Raw genomic sequence first — 21,629 nt, 5'->3', positions numbered from 1 at the left:
ACAAAGGAGAGGGCACGGTGGGAGACTGGGTGACGATCTGGATCGGAGCGACTATCGGGACATTTCTGGCAATCGTGTTGCTTGCGACCGTAGCGTTTTGCTTTTCACGCGGATTCGTGCGCTGGGCGGTCGGCCACTTCGTCAAAATCGTGATGAACGACCGCTATCCGGAAAACATAGGGGAAATCGTCTCGGCACTGACGCGCGTCTCACCGCAAAAGGTGCTGGAAAACAGCTTGCGCTCTGCGGAGGGCATCGCAATTGACAGGCCGTTTGGCAGCCCGCGAAAATTTTTGGATTACGACAGCCTGCTGTTTTCCCCCGCCCAATTGGCGGTGCTTCCTGCACCGGAAAGCGCGAAGGTTGAGATGCGCCTCACCATCGGTCCGATGGCAAAAAAACCGTTGACCCTGGAGATTCCGCTGTTGGCTGGCGCGATCGGTTTTTGGCGTGGGTGTGACGGAAAAAGCCAAGATCGCCATTGCCAAAGGGACGGCTGCGGTCGGCACTGCCACGAATACGGGGGAAGGCGGCTTCTTGCGCGAAGAAAGAGAGAACGCAAAATATTTGATCTATCAATATCATTCCGCAGCATGGACAAAAAGCCCGGAAATTCTCAAGCAAGCCGATGCGATTGAAATCCGGATGGGCCAAGGCGCTACCGCCGGAACTGCGACGTTTATCCCGCATCAGGAGCTTTGCGGCAAGGCCAGCCAAGTCATGAATGTGCCAGACCAGGAGTACATCGTCATCCCGGCCAGGCATAAGGAAGTCCAGCAGCCGGACGATCTGCGCAAGCTCGTCGACCAGCTCCGCGAGTTGACAGAGGGCGTGCCGATTGGCGTCAAGATGTGCGCCAGTGCGAAACTGGAAGCCGATCTGGAAGTGGCGATCATGGCTGGCGTCGATTTTATCAGTCTGGACGGAGGACAAGGCGGTTACAAAGGCAGCGCACCAATCCTGCAGGACGACTTCGGTTTGCCAACGATCTATGCCGTGTCAAGAGCGGTGCGCTATTTGCAAAAGCGCGGAGTCAAGGAAAAAATTACGCTGCTGAGCGGAGGAGGGTACTATACGCCAGGCCATTGCCTGAAAGCGCTGGCGCTGGGCGCGGATGGCGTCTATCTGGGTACAGCCATGCTCTGGGCGATGGCGCACGATCAGGTGACGAAGGCCATTCCGTGGGAGCCGCCCACCCAAATCCTGTTTTATAACGGACTCTTCACAAAAGAGTTTGACGAGCAGGAGGCAGCCAAGTGTTTGGAGCATTTTTTTCGTGCGTTCGTCCATGAAATGCGGATCGCTACGCTCGCCTTGGGAAAGACATCCATTCGCCAGGTCGGCGTCGCCGATTTGATCGCCACAGACAGCATGACCAGCAAGGTAACAAACATCCCGCTTGCTTACACCCCGCACATTCCGAAACGTCAGTCATGAGGACAAAAAGCCGAATCGTAAACCAGCAGGATCGAGAAGCGAAGCTGATGTCGTGGTCTGTGAAAAAACGTTGAGACTGGAAGGACATCAGGCAATTACCTACCGAATTTAGCAGGTAAAAAATGGTGCATATCGAATTGGAAATAGGAAAGAGAGTGCGGATGGCGAGCGCTTGGCCGGATTACATGATCCCATATCCTTTCATCATCGTGGACAACAGCTGCTTATGTCCAATGACAAATAGCCGGCTCGCAACCAGAAATGGGTGCGGAGCCAGCAAGAAGGAGGAACTCTGAAAGTGACGAAAGCCGAACGGCTGCAATTCTATTCAACGTTTACTCCCAACACCGATCCCGGTGCATACGGCTATCTCTTTCAAGAGTTACCCCAAAACTTGCCGGAGCTGTGCCGATTAATCAAGTGCCAGCTCATTCACCCTGCGATGATAAAAAAAGGGAGGCATTTGCTGAGCGACTACACGCGAAATGAGGACGAAACCTTTTACAAGATCACCGACATGCTGGAGGCGCTGGTCGAACGCAACGCGGACGGCCTCACCTACGACCGCCTGCCAAGCGAGCGGCTGCTTCTTTCCTGCCGCTTCCATTCGCTGCTGCTGATCTCCATGCTCCGGTCCCAGGGTATCCCGGTGCGCAGCCGGGTCGGCTTTGCCAGCTATTTGTCCGAGAACGGCCGGAAATATATCGATCACTGGATTTGCGAAGTGTGGGAAGAAGCCGGAAAGCGGTGGATCAGGGTCGATCCTGATCGGGAGATCGTGGATATTCAGGGCGATGCGTTCCTGATGGCAGGGGATGCGTGGCTGATGGCTCGCGACAACGAGATCAACCCGCAGTTGTTCGGCGTCAAAAAATCGTGGGGCATGCACTATATCCGCAACAACTTGTGCTTTGACCTGAATGCCGTTCTCGGTAACGAACTGGGATACCGGGACTTTCCGCCGCTTTGCCAAAAAGCGATGGACGAGCTGGACGCAGAAGAATGGCAACTACTCGATGAGATCGCCATTTATTTGCAGGACCCGGATGAACATTACGCGCAACTGCAAGCGCTGTTTTCCGGGCATGACTTCCTGCAATTCAAAAGGATAGAACAGTGAAAAAAATCGGGCAGTTGTACGATAAAACGCGAAGCGGTCATACGAAGATGGACCAGTACGTCAAGGAGCAGCGAACAGCGATCAGCAGGAAGGAATGGAGAACGGGTGCACATTGAAGTCTACAATGCCAAGCTTCACAATCTGAAAAACATTACAACGAAGATTCCCAAGCATCAGTTTATTGTGGTTACGGGAGTCAGCGGCTCGGGAAAGTCGAGCTTTATTTTCGATACCTTGCATCAGGAGGGACAGCGGATCTATTTGGAGGCGCTGGGGATTGCGCACGATGTCCAGCATTACGACTCGTTTGACATGATTTTGGGCCTGAGTCCGACGATTGCCGTACAGCAGCGCACCGTCAGCAATCTGAATCCACGCTCGGTCGTCGGCTCCGTCACCCGCATCCTGAACCTGCTGGCGATCATTTACGCCCAGGAGGGACAGCGGGCAGGGGAAAGCCAGCATCAACCGGACGAGTATGTACCGGGGCTGTTCATGTTCAACTCTCCACATGGTTCGTGCCCTGCTTGCGGGGGCAGGGGAAGTGTGGTCGAAGTGAACGTTGCAAAAATTTTGCCGCCGCCCAGTGAAACGATTGAACACTGGCATCAGTTCGCCTACCAATTCCCGCACGCGAAAAATGAGGAAAAAGAGTACGTGCACAAGCGTCTGGATAATTTTGTAAAACACTTTCAGGTGAGCACGGAAACGCCTTTTGCCGCATTGCCAGAGGAAGCCAGGGAAGCGTTTCTGAATTATCGGCCCAGGCGGACGCAGAGCAAAGGCCACCTGATTTTTTACGGTGTCCATGTCGTCATTGAGGAAAAGCTGAAAAAGCTGAATGTACAGCAATTCCCCGATCTCCTGACGACGCGGCTGTGCGCGCGATGTCAAGGGTTTCGTCTCGGTCCGGAAGCGCTTTCGATCACAATCGGCGACAAGCATATCGGCCAGCTTTGCCAGATGAATGTAAGCGGATTGGCGGCGTTTCTCCGCCATTACCAGACTGCGCGGCCGCACACCCCGTTTGTCGCCCATTTGCTCGCCGAGATTTTGCGCAAGCTGGACTGCCTTGAAACAGTAGGGTTGTCCTATTTGAATCTGTATCGCGAAATCCCGACGCTGAGCGGAGGGGAGACGCAGCGGCTGCACATCATGTCGCATTTGTCGGCAAAGGTAGATTCAATCATCTACATATTCGACGAGCCGACGGCCGGATTGCACGAACAGGAAAAAGAAAAAATCATTGAAAGCTTCCATCGGCTCAAGCAGCAAGGGAATACGGTGATTGTCGTGGAGCATGATGAAAGCGTCATTCGGCATGCCGATACCATCATGGACTTTGGCCCATTGGCTGGGCAGTTCGGCGGTTCCATCGTCTACCAGGGGAGCAACGCCGACTTTCTTACATCCCGCGAGTCGATCACGGCCCGGTATTTGCGCGAGAAAAAACACCCGCCAAAAGAATACGCAAACAGGATGGGTGCGTCTTTTCCCAAGCTGTCGCTCCGAAACGCGCGAACCCATCATTTGAAAAATATCGACGTCGATATTCCGCTTGGGGCCATCGTCGGGATCTGCGGGCTGTCTGGCAGCGGCAAAAGCTCGCTGGTAATCGATACGCTCATTCCCAAGCTCCAGTCATCGTTCAAGGCCAAAGCGGGCAAGCAAAGGCTGCTTGTCGAAGAGGAAGAAGAGCGCGAAGGCGATTCTGCCTATACACAAGCCGATGCCAGGCTGGAAGGCGCAGAAAACATTGACGGCTGTGTCGTCGTCACGCAAAAGCTGGCCCGACGCCATGAAAACTCGTGCGTCGCCACATTTTTGGGCGTATGGGACCATATCCGGCACATTTTTTCCATGCAGGAAGAGGCCATTGCCCTGCAGTTTACGCGCAGCTCTTTTTCTTTCAACTCGACAGGCTCGTGCCCGGCTTGCAACGGAAACGGACACATCAAAAGATGGCTGGGCCAGCAGACGTTTTACGACCCGTGCCCTTCCTGCCAAGGCAAGCGATTCAAGCGGGAGGTCCTGCAGGTTCGCTACAAGGAGCGTACGATCTCCGACGTTCTGGAGATGGCGGTCACGGAAGCGTGTGAATTTTTCCGCGATCACGGCAAAATCAGCAAGCTGCTGGGCACAATCGAAGAATTGGGCATGGGCTACATCCTTCTCGGACAAAGCCTCACGACATTGAGCGGCGGAGAAGCCCAGCGGCTGAAACTGGCGCGCGAGCTGGGGAAAAACACAAAAGGGAGCTATCTGTACATATTGGATGAGCCGACTGTCGGGCTCAGCTACTATGACACCGAAAAATTGCTGATATTACTCGGCAAGCTGATCGCAAGCGGACACTCCGTCCTGCTCATTGAACACGACCCGTATGTGCTCGCCTATTGCGACTATTTAATTGAGCTTGGGCCAGGCGCGGGTGACAAAGGCGGAGAGGTCATCGCCAAAGGAACGCCGGAAGAGATCAAGCAACTGGCTTGCTCGCTGACCGGACCATTTTTGCCGTAAACGACAGTGCTTGACTGGAAAATTTGTCATAGCGCGAGTAGCTGCTCCGGCTGGAAAAGCAAACTCGCACAGGAAAGGAACGGGAGAATGGATAGCAGCGCTCTGTTTCAGGAGTTTCCGGTATTGAAATCGGACGAATTGATCCTGCGGGAGATCGAAGAGTGTCACCTGCATGATTTGTATGAAATTTACAGCAACGAAAACGTTTTTACGTATTGCGGCATCATTCCCAGACAGAAGAAGGATACGGTCTTGAAGATGATCGGACATTTCAAACGGGATTACCTGAAAAAATCGAGAGTAAAGTGGGGCATTTTTCCCGCTCACAAGCACGAGAGCGACACATTAGTCGGCATCATCGAAGCCTTCGATTTTCATCAACGGGTGAACATGGCAACCATCGGCTACTTTTTGGCCGAAGCCCACTGGGGAAAAGGAATTGCTTCCAAGGCGGTCAATATGGTCGTCCGCTTCTTGATGGAAGAAGTCAAGCTCAACAGGATTCAGGCAGAAGTCATGCCGTCAAATGAAGCGTCCAAGCAAGTATTGCGCAAAAATGGCTTTATGATGGAAGGAACGCTCCGACAGGCCGCGCTCTGGACAGGCAAAGGAATTGTCGATCTGGAGATTTACGGTCTGTTGCAGGAAGACTATCAAAAGCTGATGAGATAACCGCCTTGTCCAACAGCCAGACGTCCCGCTGGCAACAGTTGAACAAAAAGGTTTCATCCCGGAAGCAAGCAGGGGATGAAACCTTTTTGTTGTCCTTATGCCCAATCAATTGCTGTGAAAATACGCAATCAAGGAATCCAGCGGTACGACCTCCACCTTTTCGCCGAACGACTCTGTTTGGGCACAAGCCGTCAGTGCGTAATCGTCATCCAGCGCGTACGTCTTGAAAAACCAATCCCCTTGTTCATATTCGCGCCATCCCTCGACGCCGCCCTCTTTGACAGTGGAGAAGCTGTCCAGCGGGAGGAACAGCCCCTTGCCGATTGCTTTGATATAGCTTTCCTTGGCTGTCCAAACATGGAAAAAGCGTTCCAGTCGTCGCTTGCTATCCGCTTCTTCCTCGATAAACGCGCATTCCTCTTTCGCGAAAAACTGGCTGGCAATTTGCAAATCTATCGCCTGTTTTTTTTCAATATCAATGCCGACAGGATGCTCGGCGGTGATGCAGACCACCCAGCTGCCTGCGTGGGAAAGATTGAAGTGCAAACGACTGCATGGGTCAAGCAGCGACGGTTTGCCATAGGCATTCGTGCCAAACAGGATGCTTTTTGCGGGAACCGCGAACGTTTCTGCGGCGATTTTCCGAATCAACAGATCGGCCAACAGGCCGCGGACGAGATCGTCACGGTGATAGAATGCCAAAAGCCGCTGTTTCTTTTCGGCGGTCACAATAGACAACAGGCGGGGAACGGTTTCCTCAGGAAAATCGGTGATCGAGACCGCGTAAATATGCACCATGTTGAACCTCCATTCTCGTAGTCGACAAGCTTTGCGTAGACTGGCGCAAGCGATCTTGTCCATGCGCGGGCATCGGCTGACGGCACACCCGGCGCAATCCATTCAGTTCCAGACATCAGTATGTATAGTAAAAAATTACCTGTTTATCCAGTATAAATCATGAATGGCCTGGTGAACATAGCAAAATTCTCTGTTTGAAAAATTTTAACAACAAACCGTTTCGCTGTGAAAATGGTGCGTTTGCCAACGAACGGCGATCCCCTTTATTTTGGAAAAAAGCCTTGTCCGTAAAGAGGCTGTAAAGAGCCACCACGAATTTTTTAACAAAATGTCCCTATTTTTTTACCAATTTCCAATTTTTCTCTGCTATAATGATCTTCAACGTCAACAACCTAGTGCTTTTAGCCTGTCAATTGCTGTCGCTGGCGTTTTCCCAAAGGGTGAGGGAGAAGGGGCGCACACAGGTCAAACGAACTTTTGGCAAACGGCAAGCAGACCGATCCGCGCTGCAGCGCCTGTGTTTCCTTGTCGAATCATGATTGGTAACGTGACTTTTTTCCCAAAATCATCTCCCATAAACAGGAAATTTTCCTGATTGTTAAATTTCCCCAAATGAAGGAGAATGATGATCTGGGAATGGAGTCATCCAATCGTTTTGTGAAATGGTTTATTATTACAGTAGAGGTATCATCATCCTATTTATTCATTACATTCGGCCCTTTCTCAGCGCAAGGTATGTTCTGCACCGACGAAAATTCGTCTTTATTCGATCCTCATTCTAACTGCCCAGCACATTGACGTAGCTGTCACTTGTTGGCCACGGTTTTGACACACTTCATGATGGGCAACAGCAATTTCGTTATCGGAGGGGACACATGTTAGCAAATCAGGCCAATCTTATCGACATCGAGTGGGAAATGAAGCACCGTCCGCAGGTTCCTTTTGCACAGGATAAGACGATTCATCAATTGTTCGAGGAGCAGGCAGAGGCTTTTTCGGACCATGTTGCTCTTGTCTATGAAAACAAAAGGCTCACTTACCGGGAACTGAACCGAAAAGCCAATCAGTTGGCGAGAGTCTTGCTGGAAAAAGGCGTGCAAACAGACAGCATCATCGGTGTGATGATGGAAAAATCCATCGAGAACATCGTCGCGATTTTGGCCGTTCTCAAAGCAGGCGGGGCGTATGTGCCCATCGACATCGAATATCCCCGCGATCGCATCCAGTACATTTTGCAGGACAGTCAAACCAAAATCGTGCTCACCCAAAAAAGCGTCAGCCAGCTCGTTCACGACGTCGGCTACAGCGGGCTCGTGGTTGCCGTTGACGAACAAAACCTGGACGCTTACGAAGATACCAATCTGCACCGCCCAAGCAAGCCGACGGATCTTGCCTATGTCATTTACACCTCGGGGACGACGGGCAAACCGAAAGGCACCATGCTGGAGCATAAAGGCATCGCCAACTTGCAATCGTTTTTCAAAAACGCGTTTGGCGTCACGGAGCAAGACCGGATCGGCCTTTTTGCCAGCATGTCGTTTGACGCCTCCGTCTGGGAAATGTTCATGGCGTTGCTGAACGGCGCGAGCCTTTACATTCTTTCCCGGCAAACGATTCATGATTTCGTTACGTTTGAAAACTATTTGCGTGAAAATGAATTATCGGTCATCACGTTGCCGCCGACCTATTTGACACATCTTACTCCCGAACGCATTACTTCCCTGCGCATCATGATAACGGCAGGTTCCGCTGCCTCTGCCCCTTTGGTAAACAAATGGAAAAACAAACTCAGGTACATAAATGCTTACGGCCCCACGGAAACGAGTATTTGCGCGACGATCTGGGAAGCGCCGTCTGACCAGCTCCCCGTGCAGACGGTTCCGATTGGCAAGCCGATTCAAAATACACACGTTTACATTGTCGATGAAAATTTGCAACTGTTGCCGCCCGGCAGCGAAGGCGAACTGTGCATAGGCGGGGTCGGTCTGGCAAGAGGCTATTGGAATCGCCCTGATTTGACCGCAGAAAAATTTGTCGATAACCCGTTTGTGCCCGGCGAAAAAATGTACCGGACAGGCGACTTGGCGAAATGGTTGCAGGATGGAACCATCGAGTTTCTCGGCAGAATCGACCATCAGGTGAAAATCAGAGGCCATCGGATTGAGCTTGGCGAAATCGAGTCCGTTTTGTTGTCACATGAACAGGTCAAAGAGGCTGTCGTCATGGCCAGAGAAGACAACCAGGGCGGGCAGTACCTGTGCGCCTATTATATTTCTAGCGGCGAAGTAAATCCTGCGCAGCTCAGAGACTACGCTGCACAAAAGCTTCCGGCCTACATGCTGCCTTCCTATTTCGTCAAGTTGGACAAAATGCCGCTTACACCCAATGACAAGATCGACCGCAAAGCATTGCCGGAGCCTGATTTTTCGGCGAACGCAAACCGCGATTCCTACCTTCCGCCGAGAAACGAGACAGAGTCGATTCTCGCATCGATCTGGCAGGATGTGCTGGGAATTGAGAGAATCGGGATTCGCGACAATTTTTATGCACTCGGTGGCGATTCGATCCAGGCCATCCAGGTCGTCGCGCGTCTGCATGCCTATCAGCGCAAGCTAGAGACGAAAGATTTGCTGAATTACCCGACAATCGAGCAGGTCGCTCCCTATGTGAAACATACCACCAGAAAAAGCGATCAGGGCATCGTCGAGGGGAACGTGCCGCTTACGCCCATTCAAAAATGGTTTTTTGAGAAAAACTTCACGAATATGGAGCATTGGAACCAATCGTATATGCTCTATCGTCCGGAAGGATTCGACCGCGCTGCCCTTCAACGTGCCATGGACAAAATCGTGGAGCACCACGACGCGCTTCGCATGGTCTATTCGCACGAGAACGGGAATGTGCTGCAACACAACCGCAGTTTGGGTGGCAACTTATACGACTTTTTCTTCTATGATCTGACAGCGCAGGCAGATGTCGAGCAGACAATCGAAGCCGAAACGCAGCGTTTGCACAGCAGCATGAATTTGCAGGAAGGGCCGCTGGTGAAAGTCGCGTTGTTCCATACGCTGCAAGGCGATCATTTGTTTTTGGTCATTCATCATCTGGTCATGGATGGAATTTCCTGGCGGATTTTGTTTGAGGACCTGTCCACCGCCTATGCGCAGGCAATGGCCGGGCAAGAGATTCGTCTGCCGGAAAAAACGGATTCTTTCAAAAAGTGGTCAGAATGGTTGAGTGAATACGCGAACCAGGAAGATTTGCTTGGCGAGATTCCGTATTGGGAGAGCCTCGAGTCCAAAGCGGCAAACGTATCCCTGCCCAAAGACGATGAAACGGCAGGCTGCAAACAAAAGTCTGTGCGGCATATGCGGATACGGCTGGGGGCGCAAGAGACGGAGCAGTTGTTGAAGCAAGCCAATCAAGCCTATCAAACGGAAATTAACGATTTGCTGCTGGCGGCGCTTGGCTTGGCTTTTGCCGAGTGGCGCAAGCTGGAGCAGCTCGCCATCAATCTGGAAGGACACGGGCGCGAAGAGATTATCGAGCAGGCGAACGTGGCCAGAACAGTCGGATGGTTTACGTCCCAGTATCCGGTCTTGCTCGATTTGCGACAGACGGCGCATTTGTCCGACTATATCAAACGCACAAAAGAAGATTTGCGGAAAATCCCGAATAAAGGCATCGGTTACGACATCCTAAAGCATCTGACTCTTCCCGGAAAACGCGGTTCCTTGACCTTCAGCGTGCAGCCGGAAGTGACGTTCAATTACCTGGGGCAGTTTGATGCCGATTTGAAAACGGAGCTGTTTACCCGTTCGCCGTACAGTGGCGGCAACACACTTGGCGCAGATGGCAAAAACAATCTCAGTCCTGAATCGGAAGTGTACACCGCTTTGAATATAACCGGATTGATCGAAGACGGGGAGCTTGTCTTCACATTCTCCTACAGCACGGAGCAGTTCAAAGAAGAGTCTATTCAACAGTTGAGCCAAAACTATCAACAGCAGTTGCAACAGATTATCACGCATTGCATCGGAAAAAAAGAAGTAGAACGGACTCCGAGCGATTTTAGCGTCAAAGGCCTTGAGTTGGAGGAAATGGACGATATCTTCGAAATACTGGAAAATACACTGACGTAAAGCAGCTGTTGCCGACGATTTGCCGGGTCAGCGCGCTTATCATTCCCATTTTCCTACAGATAAAACAAATACTGATAGTTTGAGGTGCCGCAATGAGCGTATTTAGCAAAGAACAGATCCAGGATATGTACGTTTTAACACCGATGCAAGAGGGAATGCTGTTTCACGCCTTGCTCGACCAGGAACAAAACTCGCATCTCGTACAGATGTCCATTTCGCTGCAAGGTAAGCTTGACGTCGGTTTGTTTGCCGATAGCCTGCGTGTGCTGGTAGAGAGATATGATGTATTCCGCACGTTGTTTCTCTATGAAAAGCTGAAGCAGCCATTGCAGGTCGTATTGAAGGGACGTCCGATCCCTATCGAATTTCACGACTTGTCTGCCTGCGACGATTCCGAGAAGCATGCCCGCTACATGCAATACAAACGGGCCGATCAGGAAAAAACCTTCCATCTGGCCAAAGACCCATTGATGCGAGTGGCCATTTTTCAAATGTCCCCGCAAGACTATCAGGTCATCTGGAGCTTTCATCACATTCTTATGGACGGCTGGTGCTTCAGCATCATTTTTGATGACCTGCTTGCCATCTATTTATCTTTGCAAAACAAGACGCCGCTCTCGCTTGAGCCGGTTCAGCCGTACAGCCGCTTTATCAAATGGCTGGAAAAACAGGATAAACAGGCCGCGCTCCGCTATTGGAAAGACTATCTGGATCACTATGAACAAAAGACAGCCTTGCCGAAAAAGCAAAAGCCTGCTGCGAACGCTTTTCAGCCAACCCAATATCGCTTTGCTTTCGACCGTACCCTGACCCAACAGCTCGGGGCGATCGCCAGTCAAAATCAGGTGACGTTATCGACGGTAATTCAAACGATCTGGGGGATTCTTCTGCAAAAGTACAACGCTGCCGATGATGTGCTGTTCGGCTCCGTTGTGTCCGGACGCCCGACAGAGATCGTCGGAATCGACAAAATGGTCGGTCTGTTTATCAATACGATTCCATTCCGCGTGCAAGCGCAAGCCGACCAGACTTTTTCCGGCCTGCTGCAGGATGTGCACAAAAAGACGCTGCAATCCCGGCCGTACGAGCACGTGCCTTTGTACGACATTCAAAACTTGACGGATTTGAAGCAAGAGCTGATCGACCATCTTATGGTCATTGAAAACTATCCGCTGGTCGAGGCGCTGCAGCAAAAAGCGCAAACGCAGCCGATTGGCTTCACCATTACTGACGTTGAAATGTTCGAGCCTACCAATTACGACCTGACCGTCATGGTAATGCCGAAGGAAGAAATCGCCTTCCGCTTTGACTACAATGCGGCCTTGTTTGAGGAAGCAGTCGTGCAAAGAATGGCAGGACACTTCCAGCAGATTGCCTCTTGCGTAGCGGCCAATCCGAATGTCGAGCTTCGCCAAATTTCGATGCTGACAGAAGCGGAAACGGTGCAGCTTTTGGCCAAACGGACGGAAACAGCGGCTGACTATCCTGCGGCGACCATTCACGAGCTTTTCGCCCGGCAGGCAGAAAAAACGCCCGAACAAGTCGCCGTTGTTTTCGGCGACCAGCACCTGACGTATCGGGAACTGGATGAAAAATCCAACCAGCTCGCCCGCTTTTTACGCCAAAAAGGCATTGGCGCAGACTCCCTTGTCGGCACGATGCTGGATCGGTCACTGGAGATGATCGTCGGAATCCTGGGCGTCCTGAAAGCAGGCGGCGCATTTGTGCCGATTGACCCGGAGCTGCCTGCGGAACGAATCGCCTACATGCTCACGCATAGCGGCGTGCGATTGGTCGTGACGCAGGAACATTTAATGGAAAAAGTGACGACGCCAACGGCAAAACTTGACATCCGCACCTCTGCAATCTGGCAAGAGAGCAGCGCCCCAGTCGAGTCGGTCAACCAGCCGCATGACTTGTTTTACATCATCTATACATCCGGCACGACAGGCAAACCGAAAGGCGTCATGCTGGAACACCGGAACATGGCGAACCTGCTGCAATTTACTTTTGACAAAACGAATATCGCTTTTCAGGAAAACGTGTTGCAGTACACGACATGCAGCTTTGATGTTTGCTACCAGGAAATTTTCTCCACGCTGCTGGCAGGGGGACAGCTTTACCTCATCACGAACGAGCTGAGAAGACATGTGGAAAAGCTGTTTGCGTTCATCCAGGAAAAACAGATCAGCATTTTGTCTCTGCCCGTGTCTTTCCTGAAATTTATTTTTAACGAAAAAGACTACGCGCAAAGCTTCCCGCGTTGCGTCAAGCATATCATCACCGCTGGGGAACAGCTCGTCGTCACACACGAGCTGCAAAAATACCTGCGCGACCATCACGTATTTTTGCACAATCACTACGGACCGTCGGAAACGCATGTCGTGACGACCTGCACGATGGACCCGCGCAAGGAGATACCTGAGCTGCCGCCAATCGGCAGACCGATCAGCAATACGGGCATTTACATTTTGGATGAAGGGCTGCAGTTGAAGCCGGAGGGGATCGTCGGGGAGTTGTACATTTCCGGGGCAAACGTCGGAAGAGGGTACTTGCACCAGCCGGAGTTGACGGCGGAGAAGTTTCTGGAAAATCCGTACCAGCCAGGCGAACGGATGTATCGAACGGGTGATCTGGCCCGCTGGTTGCCGGATGGTCAGCTCGAATTTTTGGGGCGGATCGACCATCAGGTAAAAATCAGAGGACACCGCATCGAGCTGGGCGAGATCGAATCGCGCCTGCTCAACCATCCGGCGATCAAGGAAGCAGTGGTCATCGACATCGCAGACGAGACAGGTGGAAAGTCCTTGTGCGCCTACGTCGTTTTGCAAAGCGAAATCAGCGACGAAGACATGCGGACATACTTGGCGCGCGCCCTGCCTGAGTATATGATCCCTTCCTTTTTCGTGAAGCTGGAGCGGATTCCGGTTACACCGAACGGAAAAACAGACCGGAGAGCATTGCCAAAGCCGGAGGGGCGTGCAGTGACGGGAGCGGAGTACGTCGCTCCGACAACCGAGCTGGAGCAAAAGCTGGTCGCAATCTGGGAGCAAATCCTTGGCGTGACGCCGATCGGTATTCAGGATGATTTTTTCACGCTGGGAGGCCATTCGCTAAAGGCGATTCAGCTTGTTTCCCGCATGCAAAAGGAATGCAAGGCAGATGTACCGCTGCGCGTGCTGTTTGACAAGCCGACGATTCAAGCGCTCGCCGCGTATGTGGACGGGGGAGCGGAAAGCGAGTATCAGGCGATTCCACAGGCTGAGCCGCAGGCGTATTATCCTGTATCCTCTGCGCAAAAGCGGATGCTCATTTTAAATCAGCTCGACCCGGACAGCACCGTTTACAACCTGCCAGTGGTCATGATTCTCGACGGAAAGCTCGATCAGGCGCGATTGGAGCAAGCCATTTCGGGTCTGGTGGCACGCCATGAGTCGATGCGCACATCGTTTCACACGATAAACGGCGAGCCGGTTCAGCGTATCCATGCCCATTGCGAGCTGCCGATTGCCTACTTGGAAGCGGCAGAAGAGCAATTGAACGAAGTGATCCTGTCGTTCATGCGTCCGTTTGATCTGGAAAAAGCACCGCTATGCCGGGTGGGACTGGTTAAGCTCCAGGAGAGCCGACATGTGCTCGTTATCGACATGCACCACATCATCTCGGACGGCGTATCCACGCAGCTTATCCTGAATGACTTTGCCCGTCTGTATCAGCACGAAGCCTTGCCAGAGCTGCGCATTCAGTATAAAGACTTCGCCGTTTGGGAAAAAGCGCGGACACAAACGAGCGAGTACGCCAAACAGGAAGCGTATTGGCTTGCGCGATTCGCAGGCGAAATCCCGGTTCTGAACCTGCCGCTCGATTACCCGCGCCCATCTGTGCAAAGTTTCGAGGGCGAACGTTATTCTTTCCGGACGGAAAAACAACTGCTGGATCGCTTGCAGCGCGCAGCGAAAGACACGGGCGCGACGCTGTACATGGTTCTTTTGGCCGCCTATCATGTGCTGCTCAGCAAATACTCCGGGCAGGACGACATGGTGATCGGCACCGTGACCGCCGGCAGAGCGCACCCTGATACGGAGAAGATTACGGGGATGTTCGTCAACACGCTGGCGATGCGCAACCAGTCTGCGCCGACAAAAACGTTCAAGCAATTTTTGCTGGAGGTAAAAGACAATACACTCGCCGCTTTCGAGCATGGGGAGTATCCGTTCGAGGAGCTGGTTGAAAAGCTGGCGATTTCCCGGAACCGGAGCCGTAACCCGCTGTTCGTCACGTTGTTCATTTTGCAAAACATGGATGCCGGTCTGATCGAGCTGGACGGCGTGTCCGTGACCCCGTACGTGCCAGATGGGAACATGGCCAAATTCGACCTGTCGCTGGAAGCAAGCGAAAGCGAAGCGGGACTTTCCTTCTGCTTCGAATATGGCACGAAGCTGTTCAAGCGCGAGACGATTGAGCGCATGTCGCTTCATTACTTGCAAATCCTGCAGGCAATCAGCGAAAACATGGAGCAGCAACTGGCGAAAATCGAGATGCTGACCGCCCAGGAGAAGCAGCAGTTGCTTGCCGACTTCAACGACACCGCTACGGTGAATCTGTCTGAAAGCACGCTCTCGGAATTGTTTGAAGAGCAAGTGCGTAAAACGCCCGAACAGACAGCAATCGTGCTGGGCGACAAACGATTGACGTATCGCGAGCTGAACGAGCGGGCCAATCAGCTCGCGCACACCTTGCGGGAAAAAGGTGTGCAGGCCGAGCAAAGCGTAGCGATTATGGCGCAAAGGTCGCTCGAAATGATCGTCGGGATCATCGCCGTTCTGAAAGCGGGCGGAGCGTATGTACCGATTGATCCGGATTATCCGGCGGAGCGCATCGCGTATATGCTGGAAGATTGCGAAGCCCGGCTGGTGCTTGCACAAAAGCATTTGCGCGAAAAGCTGACCGCAAATGTGGAGCTTTTGGATCTGGATGACGAGCAAGCCTACTCGCCGCATGCGGAAAACCTGGAGCCGATGCACACGGCGTCCGATCTCGCTTACATCATCTACACGTCCGGTACGACAGGCAAGCCAAAAGGCGTCATGGTGGAGCATCGGGGGATCGTCAACAGCGTGCTTTGGAACAGGGACGAATTTGCCCTTTCTGAGAAGGACAGGGGGACACTGTCTCTCTCCTTTGCCTTTGATGCTTTTGCCCTTACCTTCTTTACCTTGATTATATCCGGCTCCACCGTCGTCCTGATGCCAGACGAGGAAGCCAAAGACCCGATTGCGCTGCGCAACCTGATTGCCACCTGGGAATGCAGCTACGTTGTTTTCGTGCCGAGCATGTTCCAGGCGATATTGGAGTGCAGCCGTCCGGCGGACATCCGTTCCATTCAGGCGGTCATGCTCGGCGGCGAAAAGCTGTCGCCGAAGCTCGTGCAAATGTGCAAAGAGATGCACCCGCAAATGCTGGTCATCAACGCATACGGCCCGACGGAATGCAGCGTCATCGCCACCTACCTGCGAGATACCTGGCCGGATAAACCGATCACCATCGGCCGTCCGGTTTCCAACACCAGCATTTACATCGTCGATCAGAACCATCAGCTGCTGCCTGTCGGCGTCGTCGGAGAAATATGCATCGGCGGCCGCGGCTTGGCACGGGGTTACTGGAAAAAGCCAGAGCTTACAGCAGAAAAATTTGTGGAAAATCCTGCTGTTCCGGGAGAACGCATGTACAAAACGGGAGATCTGGGCAGATGGCTTCCGGACGGAACGATTGATTTTGTAGGGCGGATCGACGAGCAGATCAAGGTGAGAGGATACCGGATTGAAATCGGGGAGATTGAAGCGGTTCTGCTTGCCCATGAAAAGACGAATGAAGCGGTCGTCGTCGCCTATCAGGACGAGCGCGGCGATTCCTACCTGGCTGCGTATTTCACGGGAAAAGCGCCGATGGAAGAATCCGAACTTCGCGCACATCTGTCCCGGGAGCTTCCGGCTTACATGGTCCCGGCCTACCTCATCCAACTGGACGCTCTTCCGCTTACGCCAAACGGGAAGGTAGACCGCAAAGCACTGCCCAAGCCGGATGGCAAGCCTGCGACTGCAGGAGCGGAGTATATCGCACCGGCTACAGAAGTGGAAGCGAAGCTGGCCGCGATCTGGGAAAACGTACTCGGCATTTCCGGCGTCGGCGTGATGGATAACTTTTTTGAGCTCGGCGGCCATTCCTTGAAAGCAATGGCAGTTGTGGCGCACGTGCATCGGGAGTTTCAAACCGATCTTTTGCTAAAACAGTTCTTCGCCGAGCCGACCATCCGGGGACTGTCCCGCCTGATCGAAAACACCGAACATGCAGTCGTTGCCGCGATTCAACCGGCAGCGCCGCAAGCGTACTATCCGGTATCGTCCGCGCAGCAGCGAATGTACTTGCTCCACCAGCTCGAAGGGGCCGGAATCAGCTACAACACACCGGGCATGATTATGCTGGAAGGCAAGCTGGACCGCGAGCAATTGGCGAATGCGCTGCAAGCACTGGTGGATCGTCACGACATCTTCCGGACTTCCTTTGAGATGGTGGGAGATGAGCTGGTGCAAAAGATTCATGAGCACGTGACCGTCGACTTGCCGTATGTGACGGCAGAGGAACAGCAGATCGACGAGCTTTTCCACTCGTTTGTCCGTCCGTTCGATCTGTCGGTCCCGCCGCTTTTGCGCATGAGTCTGGTGCAGCTTGCAGATGAGCGTCACCTGTTGCTGTACGACATGCACCATATCGCTGCCGATGCGGCATCCGTCACCATCGTGTTTGATGAACTGGCCGAATTGTACCAGGGCAAACAGTTGCCGCAGATGCGTATTCAGTACAAAGATTTTGCGGTCTGGCAAAAAGCGTTGTTCCAGTCGGATGTGTTCCAGAAGCAAGAAGCGTATTGGCTCGACACATTCGCCGGAAACATTGCCGCTGTCGATCTGCCGACAGATTTTCCGCGTCCAGCCGTGAAAAGCTTTGAAGGCGGGCAAGTCAGCCTGTCCATGGACCAGCAGCTTCTCGATGCGTTGCGCGAACTGGCCGCGAAAACGAACACGACGTTGTTCATGGTCTTGCTCGCCGCGTACAACGTACTGCTTGCGAAATACTCAGGACAGGATGACATCATCGTCGGAACGCCGATCTCCGGCAGACAGCGCGCCGAGCTTGCCCCTGTCGTCGGGATGTTTGTCAATACGCTTGCGATCCGCAACAAACCGACTGCACAGAAGAGCTTCACGCAATTTTTGCAGGAGGTCAAACAAAACGCGCTGGACGCTTACGATCACCAGGACTACCCGTTTGAAACATTGGTAGAAAAGCTGGGCATTCCGCGCGATCCGGGCCGCAATCCGCTGTTTGATACGATGTTTATTTTGCAAAAGGACGACCTGTCTGAAAAAGCGCTGGATCAGCTCGTCTATCGCCATTACGAATCTGCAAGCGCGCTTCCTGTCGCGAAATTCGACTTGTCTTTCCACCTGACAGAGCGGGAATCCGGCCTGTTCTTGCGCCTTGAATACGGCACGAAGCTGTTCAAGCAAGAAACGGTAGAGCGCATGGCCGGGCACTTCATGCAAATTTTGCGAGCGATCACGGCAAATCCAGACAGCGAGCTGCAAGAGATCGAGATGCTGACAGAGGCAGAAAAGCACATGCTTTTGGTGACATTCAATGATACAGACGGCGAATACCGGGCAGAGCAAACGATCCAACAGCTCTTTGAAGAACGGGTACAAGCAACGCCCGAGCAAACCGCCCTCGTATTTGAAGAGAAGCGAATGTCGTACCGGGAGCTGAATGAACGAGCGAACCAACTCGCAGCCGTATTGCGCGAAAAAGGTGTAGGGCCAGACAGCATTGTCGCCTTGCTCACAGAACGCTCCGCGGAGATGGTCATCGCCACGCTTGCCACGTTGAAGGCTGGCGGCGCGTTTTTGCCCGTCGATCCTGATTATCCCGAAGAACGAATCAGCTACATGTTGGCGGACAGTCAGGCAAAGCTTGTGCTGACGCATGCGCACCTGCTGCACAAAGTGAGCAGTCAGGTCGAAATCGTCGATGTGGACGACTGCAACCATTATGCGCCGCAGACAGAAAACCTGCCTTGCGTAAACAAGCCGTCCGATCTGGCTTATATCATCTACACGTCCGGAACAACCGGCAAGCCAAAAGGGGTCATGCTGGAACACAAAGGGGTAGCCAATCTGCAAAGCGTATTTGCCAATCAGCTTGGCATCACTCCGCAAGACCGGGTAGGGCACTTTGCCAGCATTTCGTTTGACGCATCGGTGTGGGAAATGTTTATGGCCTTGCTGACAGGCGCGACTTTGTACGTCTTGTCCCGAGACATCATCAACGATTTTCAGCAATTTGCCAAATACGTTCGCCAAAACGCGATCACCGTTCTCACCTTGCCGCCGACGTATGCCATTTATCTTGAGCCGGAGCAACTGTCGACTTTGCGCGTACTGATAACAGCCGGATCAGCTTCCTCTGCCGCACTGGTGGACAAATGGAAAGAAAAAGTGACCTATATCAACGGATACGGCCCGACAGAAAGCACCATTTGCGCGACGCTTTGGAAAGCCGCCCCGGATGAACAAACCGAGACGATTCCGATTGGCAAACCGATTCAAAACAGCAAGCTGTACATCGTGGATGAACAATTGCGTTTGAAAGCGCCCGGTCAGATCGGCGAATTGTGCATCGGCGGCGTGTCGCTGGCAAGAGGCTACTGGAACCGTCCGGAGCTGACCGCTGAGAAATTTGTCGACAATCCGTTTGTGCCCGGAGAAAAAATGTACCGGACAGGTGATCTGGCAAGATGGCTGCCGGACGGAAATATCGAGTATGTGGGCCGAATCGACCACCAGGTGAAAATTCGTGGCCACCGGGTGGAGCTGGGCGAAGTAGAGAGTGTGCTCTTGCGGTATGAAACGGTCAAAGAAGCAGCCGTTATCACGCATACGGATGACCGCGGCCAGGCTTACTTGTGCGCTTACTACGTCGCAGACGGGGAAGTCACGCCTGCACAGCTTCGCGCGCATCTGGAAAAAGAGTTGCCGCAATACATGGTTCCTGCCTTCTTCATCCAGCTGGAGAAGATGCCGCTGACACCAAATGACAAGATTGACCGGAAAGCACTGCCGAAGCCAAGCAAGGACGAGAAGCGGGAGGAATATACCGCGCCGCAAACCGAGCTGGAACAACTGCTGGCTGACATTTGGGCAGACGTTTTGGGCGTCGGGCAAGTAGGAACAAAAGACAACTTCTTCGAGTTGGGCGGCGATTCCATCAAAGCGATCCAGGTATCCACACGCCTGAATGCAGCAGGGTGGACGCTTGCGATGAAAGAGCTGTTCCAATACCCGACCATCGAAGAAGTCGCCGTTCACGTCGTCCCGAACATGAGAGAGAGCGAACAGGGCGTTGTAGAAGGCGAGATTGCCCTGACACCGATCCAGCGATGGTTCTTCGAGCGCAATTTCACGGATCGCCATCACTGGAATCAGGCTGTCATGCTGTACAGCGCGGATGGTTTTGAGGAAAAACTTGTCCGGCAAGCGTTCCAAAAAATCGTCGAGCATCACGATGCGCTGCGCATGGTTTACAGGCAAGAGAACGGGACGATCAAGCAAATCAATCGCGGACTGATCGAGGAGGGCTTCCGCTTCTATTCCTACGATTTGCAGCAGCATGAAAACAGCGAGGCGCACATCCTCGAGCTGGCTGACCGCATCCAAAGCAGCATCGACCTGGAACAGGGCCCACTCGTCCATCTGGCTCTTTTCTCTACAAAAGAAGGCGATCATTTGCTGATTGCGATCCACCATCTGGTCGTGGATGGCGTCTCCTGGCGCATATTGTTCGAAGACTTTGCATCGGCCTATGCCCAGGCGCAAAAGCAGCAGGAAATCGTCTTGCCGAAAAAGACGGATTCCTTCAAGGACTGGGCAGCTCAATTGCAAAGGTACGCGGACAGCGACGAGCTGCTTCGGGAAGTGCCGTACTGGCACAACCTGGAAACGACAACCGCGCCTGCGGCATTGCCAACTGACTTTGACACCGCAGATCGCAAGCAAAAACATACGCGCTTGTGGTCGTTTGAACTGACAGACTTGCAGACGGAAAACCTGTTGCGCCATGTCCACCACGCCTACCACACCGAGATGAACGACCTGTTGCTTGCAGCCCTTGGCTTGGCCGTAAAAGACTGGGCGGATACGAACAGCGTCGTCATCAATCTGGAAGGCCACGGGCGCGAAGACATCCAGAACGAGATGAACGTCACACGGACGGTTGGCTGGTTCACTTCGCAATATCCAGTGGTGCTCGACATGGAAAAGGCCGAGGACTTGTCCTACCAGATCAAGCAAGTCAAAGAAAGCTTGCGCCGGATCCCGAAAAAAGGGATCGGCTACGAGATTTTGCGCACGATGACGACACGCGAGATCCAGCCGCCACTTTCGTTTGCGCTGCGGCCGGAAATCAGCTTTAACTACCTGGGCCAATTCGAGTCGGAGGGCAAGACCGGGGGATACACGTTCTCGCCGATTGGCACGGGCCAGTTGTTCAGCCCTGAATCGGAAAGAGTGTTCCTGCTGGATATTTCCGGCCTGATCGAGGACGGCAAGCTGCGCATCAGCATCGGTTACAACAGCCTCCAGTACAAGGAAGAGACCATGGCAAGCCTGGCAGACCGCTATCGAAATCACTTGCTTGGCATCATCGAGCATTGCATGGCAAAAGAGGATAGCGAGTACACCCCGAGCGATCTGGGAGATGACGAACTGTCCATGGAAGAACTGGAGAACATCCTGGAACTGATTTGACCAGGCGACAGAAGAAGTGCTTTTTTCCTCCAATAAAAGCGGGCACGCTGCGCTTTTATTGGAGGTCCCCCTCTTCAAACC

At 52.9% G+C, this 21,629-nt stretch carries 6 protein-coding genes and 1 pseudogene; 6 read left to right on the top strand and 1 reads right to left on the bottom strand.

The window, feature by feature from the left end:
* Positions 1-17: 17 nt before the first annotated feature.
* The 4 genes and pseudogenes from AAFJ72_RS11295 (at position 18) to AAFJ72_RS11280 (ending at position 5,749) form a co-directional block, all read left to right on the top strand.
* Positions 18-1,437 (top strand): annotated as a pseudogene (locus AAFJ72_RS11295) (FMN-binding glutamate synthase family protein).
* 298 nt (positions 1,438-1,735) lie between these two features.
* Entirely contained in the window at positions 1,736-2,557 is an 822-nt protein-coding gene (locus AAFJ72_RS11290; protein WP_432774047.1) for a transglutaminase domain-containing protein, read from the top strand.
* A 105-nt stretch (positions 2,558-2,662) separates the two neighbouring features.
* Positions 2,663-5,077: an excinuclease ABC subunit A gene (locus tag AAFJ72_RS11285; protein WP_432774046.1), complete on the top strand. Its 2,415-nt coding sequence runs from the start codon at positions 2,663-2,665 to the stop codon at positions 5,075-5,077.
* A gap of 87 nt (positions 5,078-5,164) precedes the next feature.
* A complete protein-coding gene (locus AAFJ72_RS11280; protein ID WP_432774045.1) occupies positions 5,165-5,749 on the top strand; it encodes a GNAT family N-acetyltransferase in 585 nt (194 codons plus the stop codon).
* A gap of 105 nt (positions 5,750-5,854) precedes the next feature.
* Here AAFJ72_RS11280 and AAFJ72_RS11275 read toward each other — a convergent pair whose 3' ends face one another.
* Positions 5,855-6,547: a 4'-phosphopantetheinyl transferase family protein gene (locus AAFJ72_RS11275; protein WP_432774044.1), complete on the bottom strand. Its 693-nt coding sequence runs from the start codon at positions 6,545-6,547 to the stop codon at positions 5,855-5,857.
* 875 nt (positions 6,548-7,422) lie between these two features.
* Between AAFJ72_RS11275 and AAFJ72_RS11270 the strand changes: the two genes are divergently transcribed.
* Together AAFJ72_RS11270 and AAFJ72_RS11265 are read left to right on the top strand one after the other, a co-directional pair.
* Positions 7,423-10,689 (top strand): amino acid adenylation domain-containing protein, encoded by a 3,267-nt coding sequence (locus tag AAFJ72_RS11270; protein WP_432774043.1) that lies wholly within the window; start codon positions 7,423-7,425, stop codon positions 10,687-10,689.
* A gap of 92 nt (positions 10,690-10,781) precedes the next feature.
* Positions 10,782-21,548, top strand: coding sequence for an amino acid adenylation domain-containing protein (locus AAFJ72_RS11265; protein ID WP_432774042.1), 10,767 nt, complete (start codon positions 10,782-10,784; stop codon positions 21,546-21,548).
* Positions 21,549-21,629: the final 81 nt, after the last annotated feature.

The sequence above is a fragment of the Brevibacillus gelatini genome (genome assembly GCF_050920745.1).
Taxonomy (GTDB): Bacteria; Bacillota; Bacilli; order Brevibacillales; family Brevibacillaceae; genus Brevibacillus; species Brevibacillus gelatini.
Note: the sequence above shows the minus strand (reverse complement) of the source record. Positions and strands in the feature narration are given on the sequence as shown.

Bases quoted from the DNA above. Each gene is read 5' to 3' on its own strand.
- AAFJ72_RS11280 (WP_432774045.1), top strand. From the start codon at position 5,165: ATGGATAGCAGCGCTCTGTTTCAGGAGTTTCCGGTATTGAAATCGGAC.
- AAFJ72_RS11275 (WP_432774044.1), bottom strand. From the start codon at position 6,547: ATGGTGCATATTTACGCGGTCTCGATCACCGATTTTCCTGAGGAAACC.
- AAFJ72_RS11270 (WP_432774043.1), top strand. From the start codon at position 7,423: ATGTTAGCAAATCAGGCCAATCTTATCGACATCGAGTGGGAAATGAAG.
- AAFJ72_RS11265 (WP_432774042.1), top strand. From the start codon at position 10,782: ATGAGCGTATTTAGCAAAGAACAGATCCAGGATATGTACGTTTTAACA.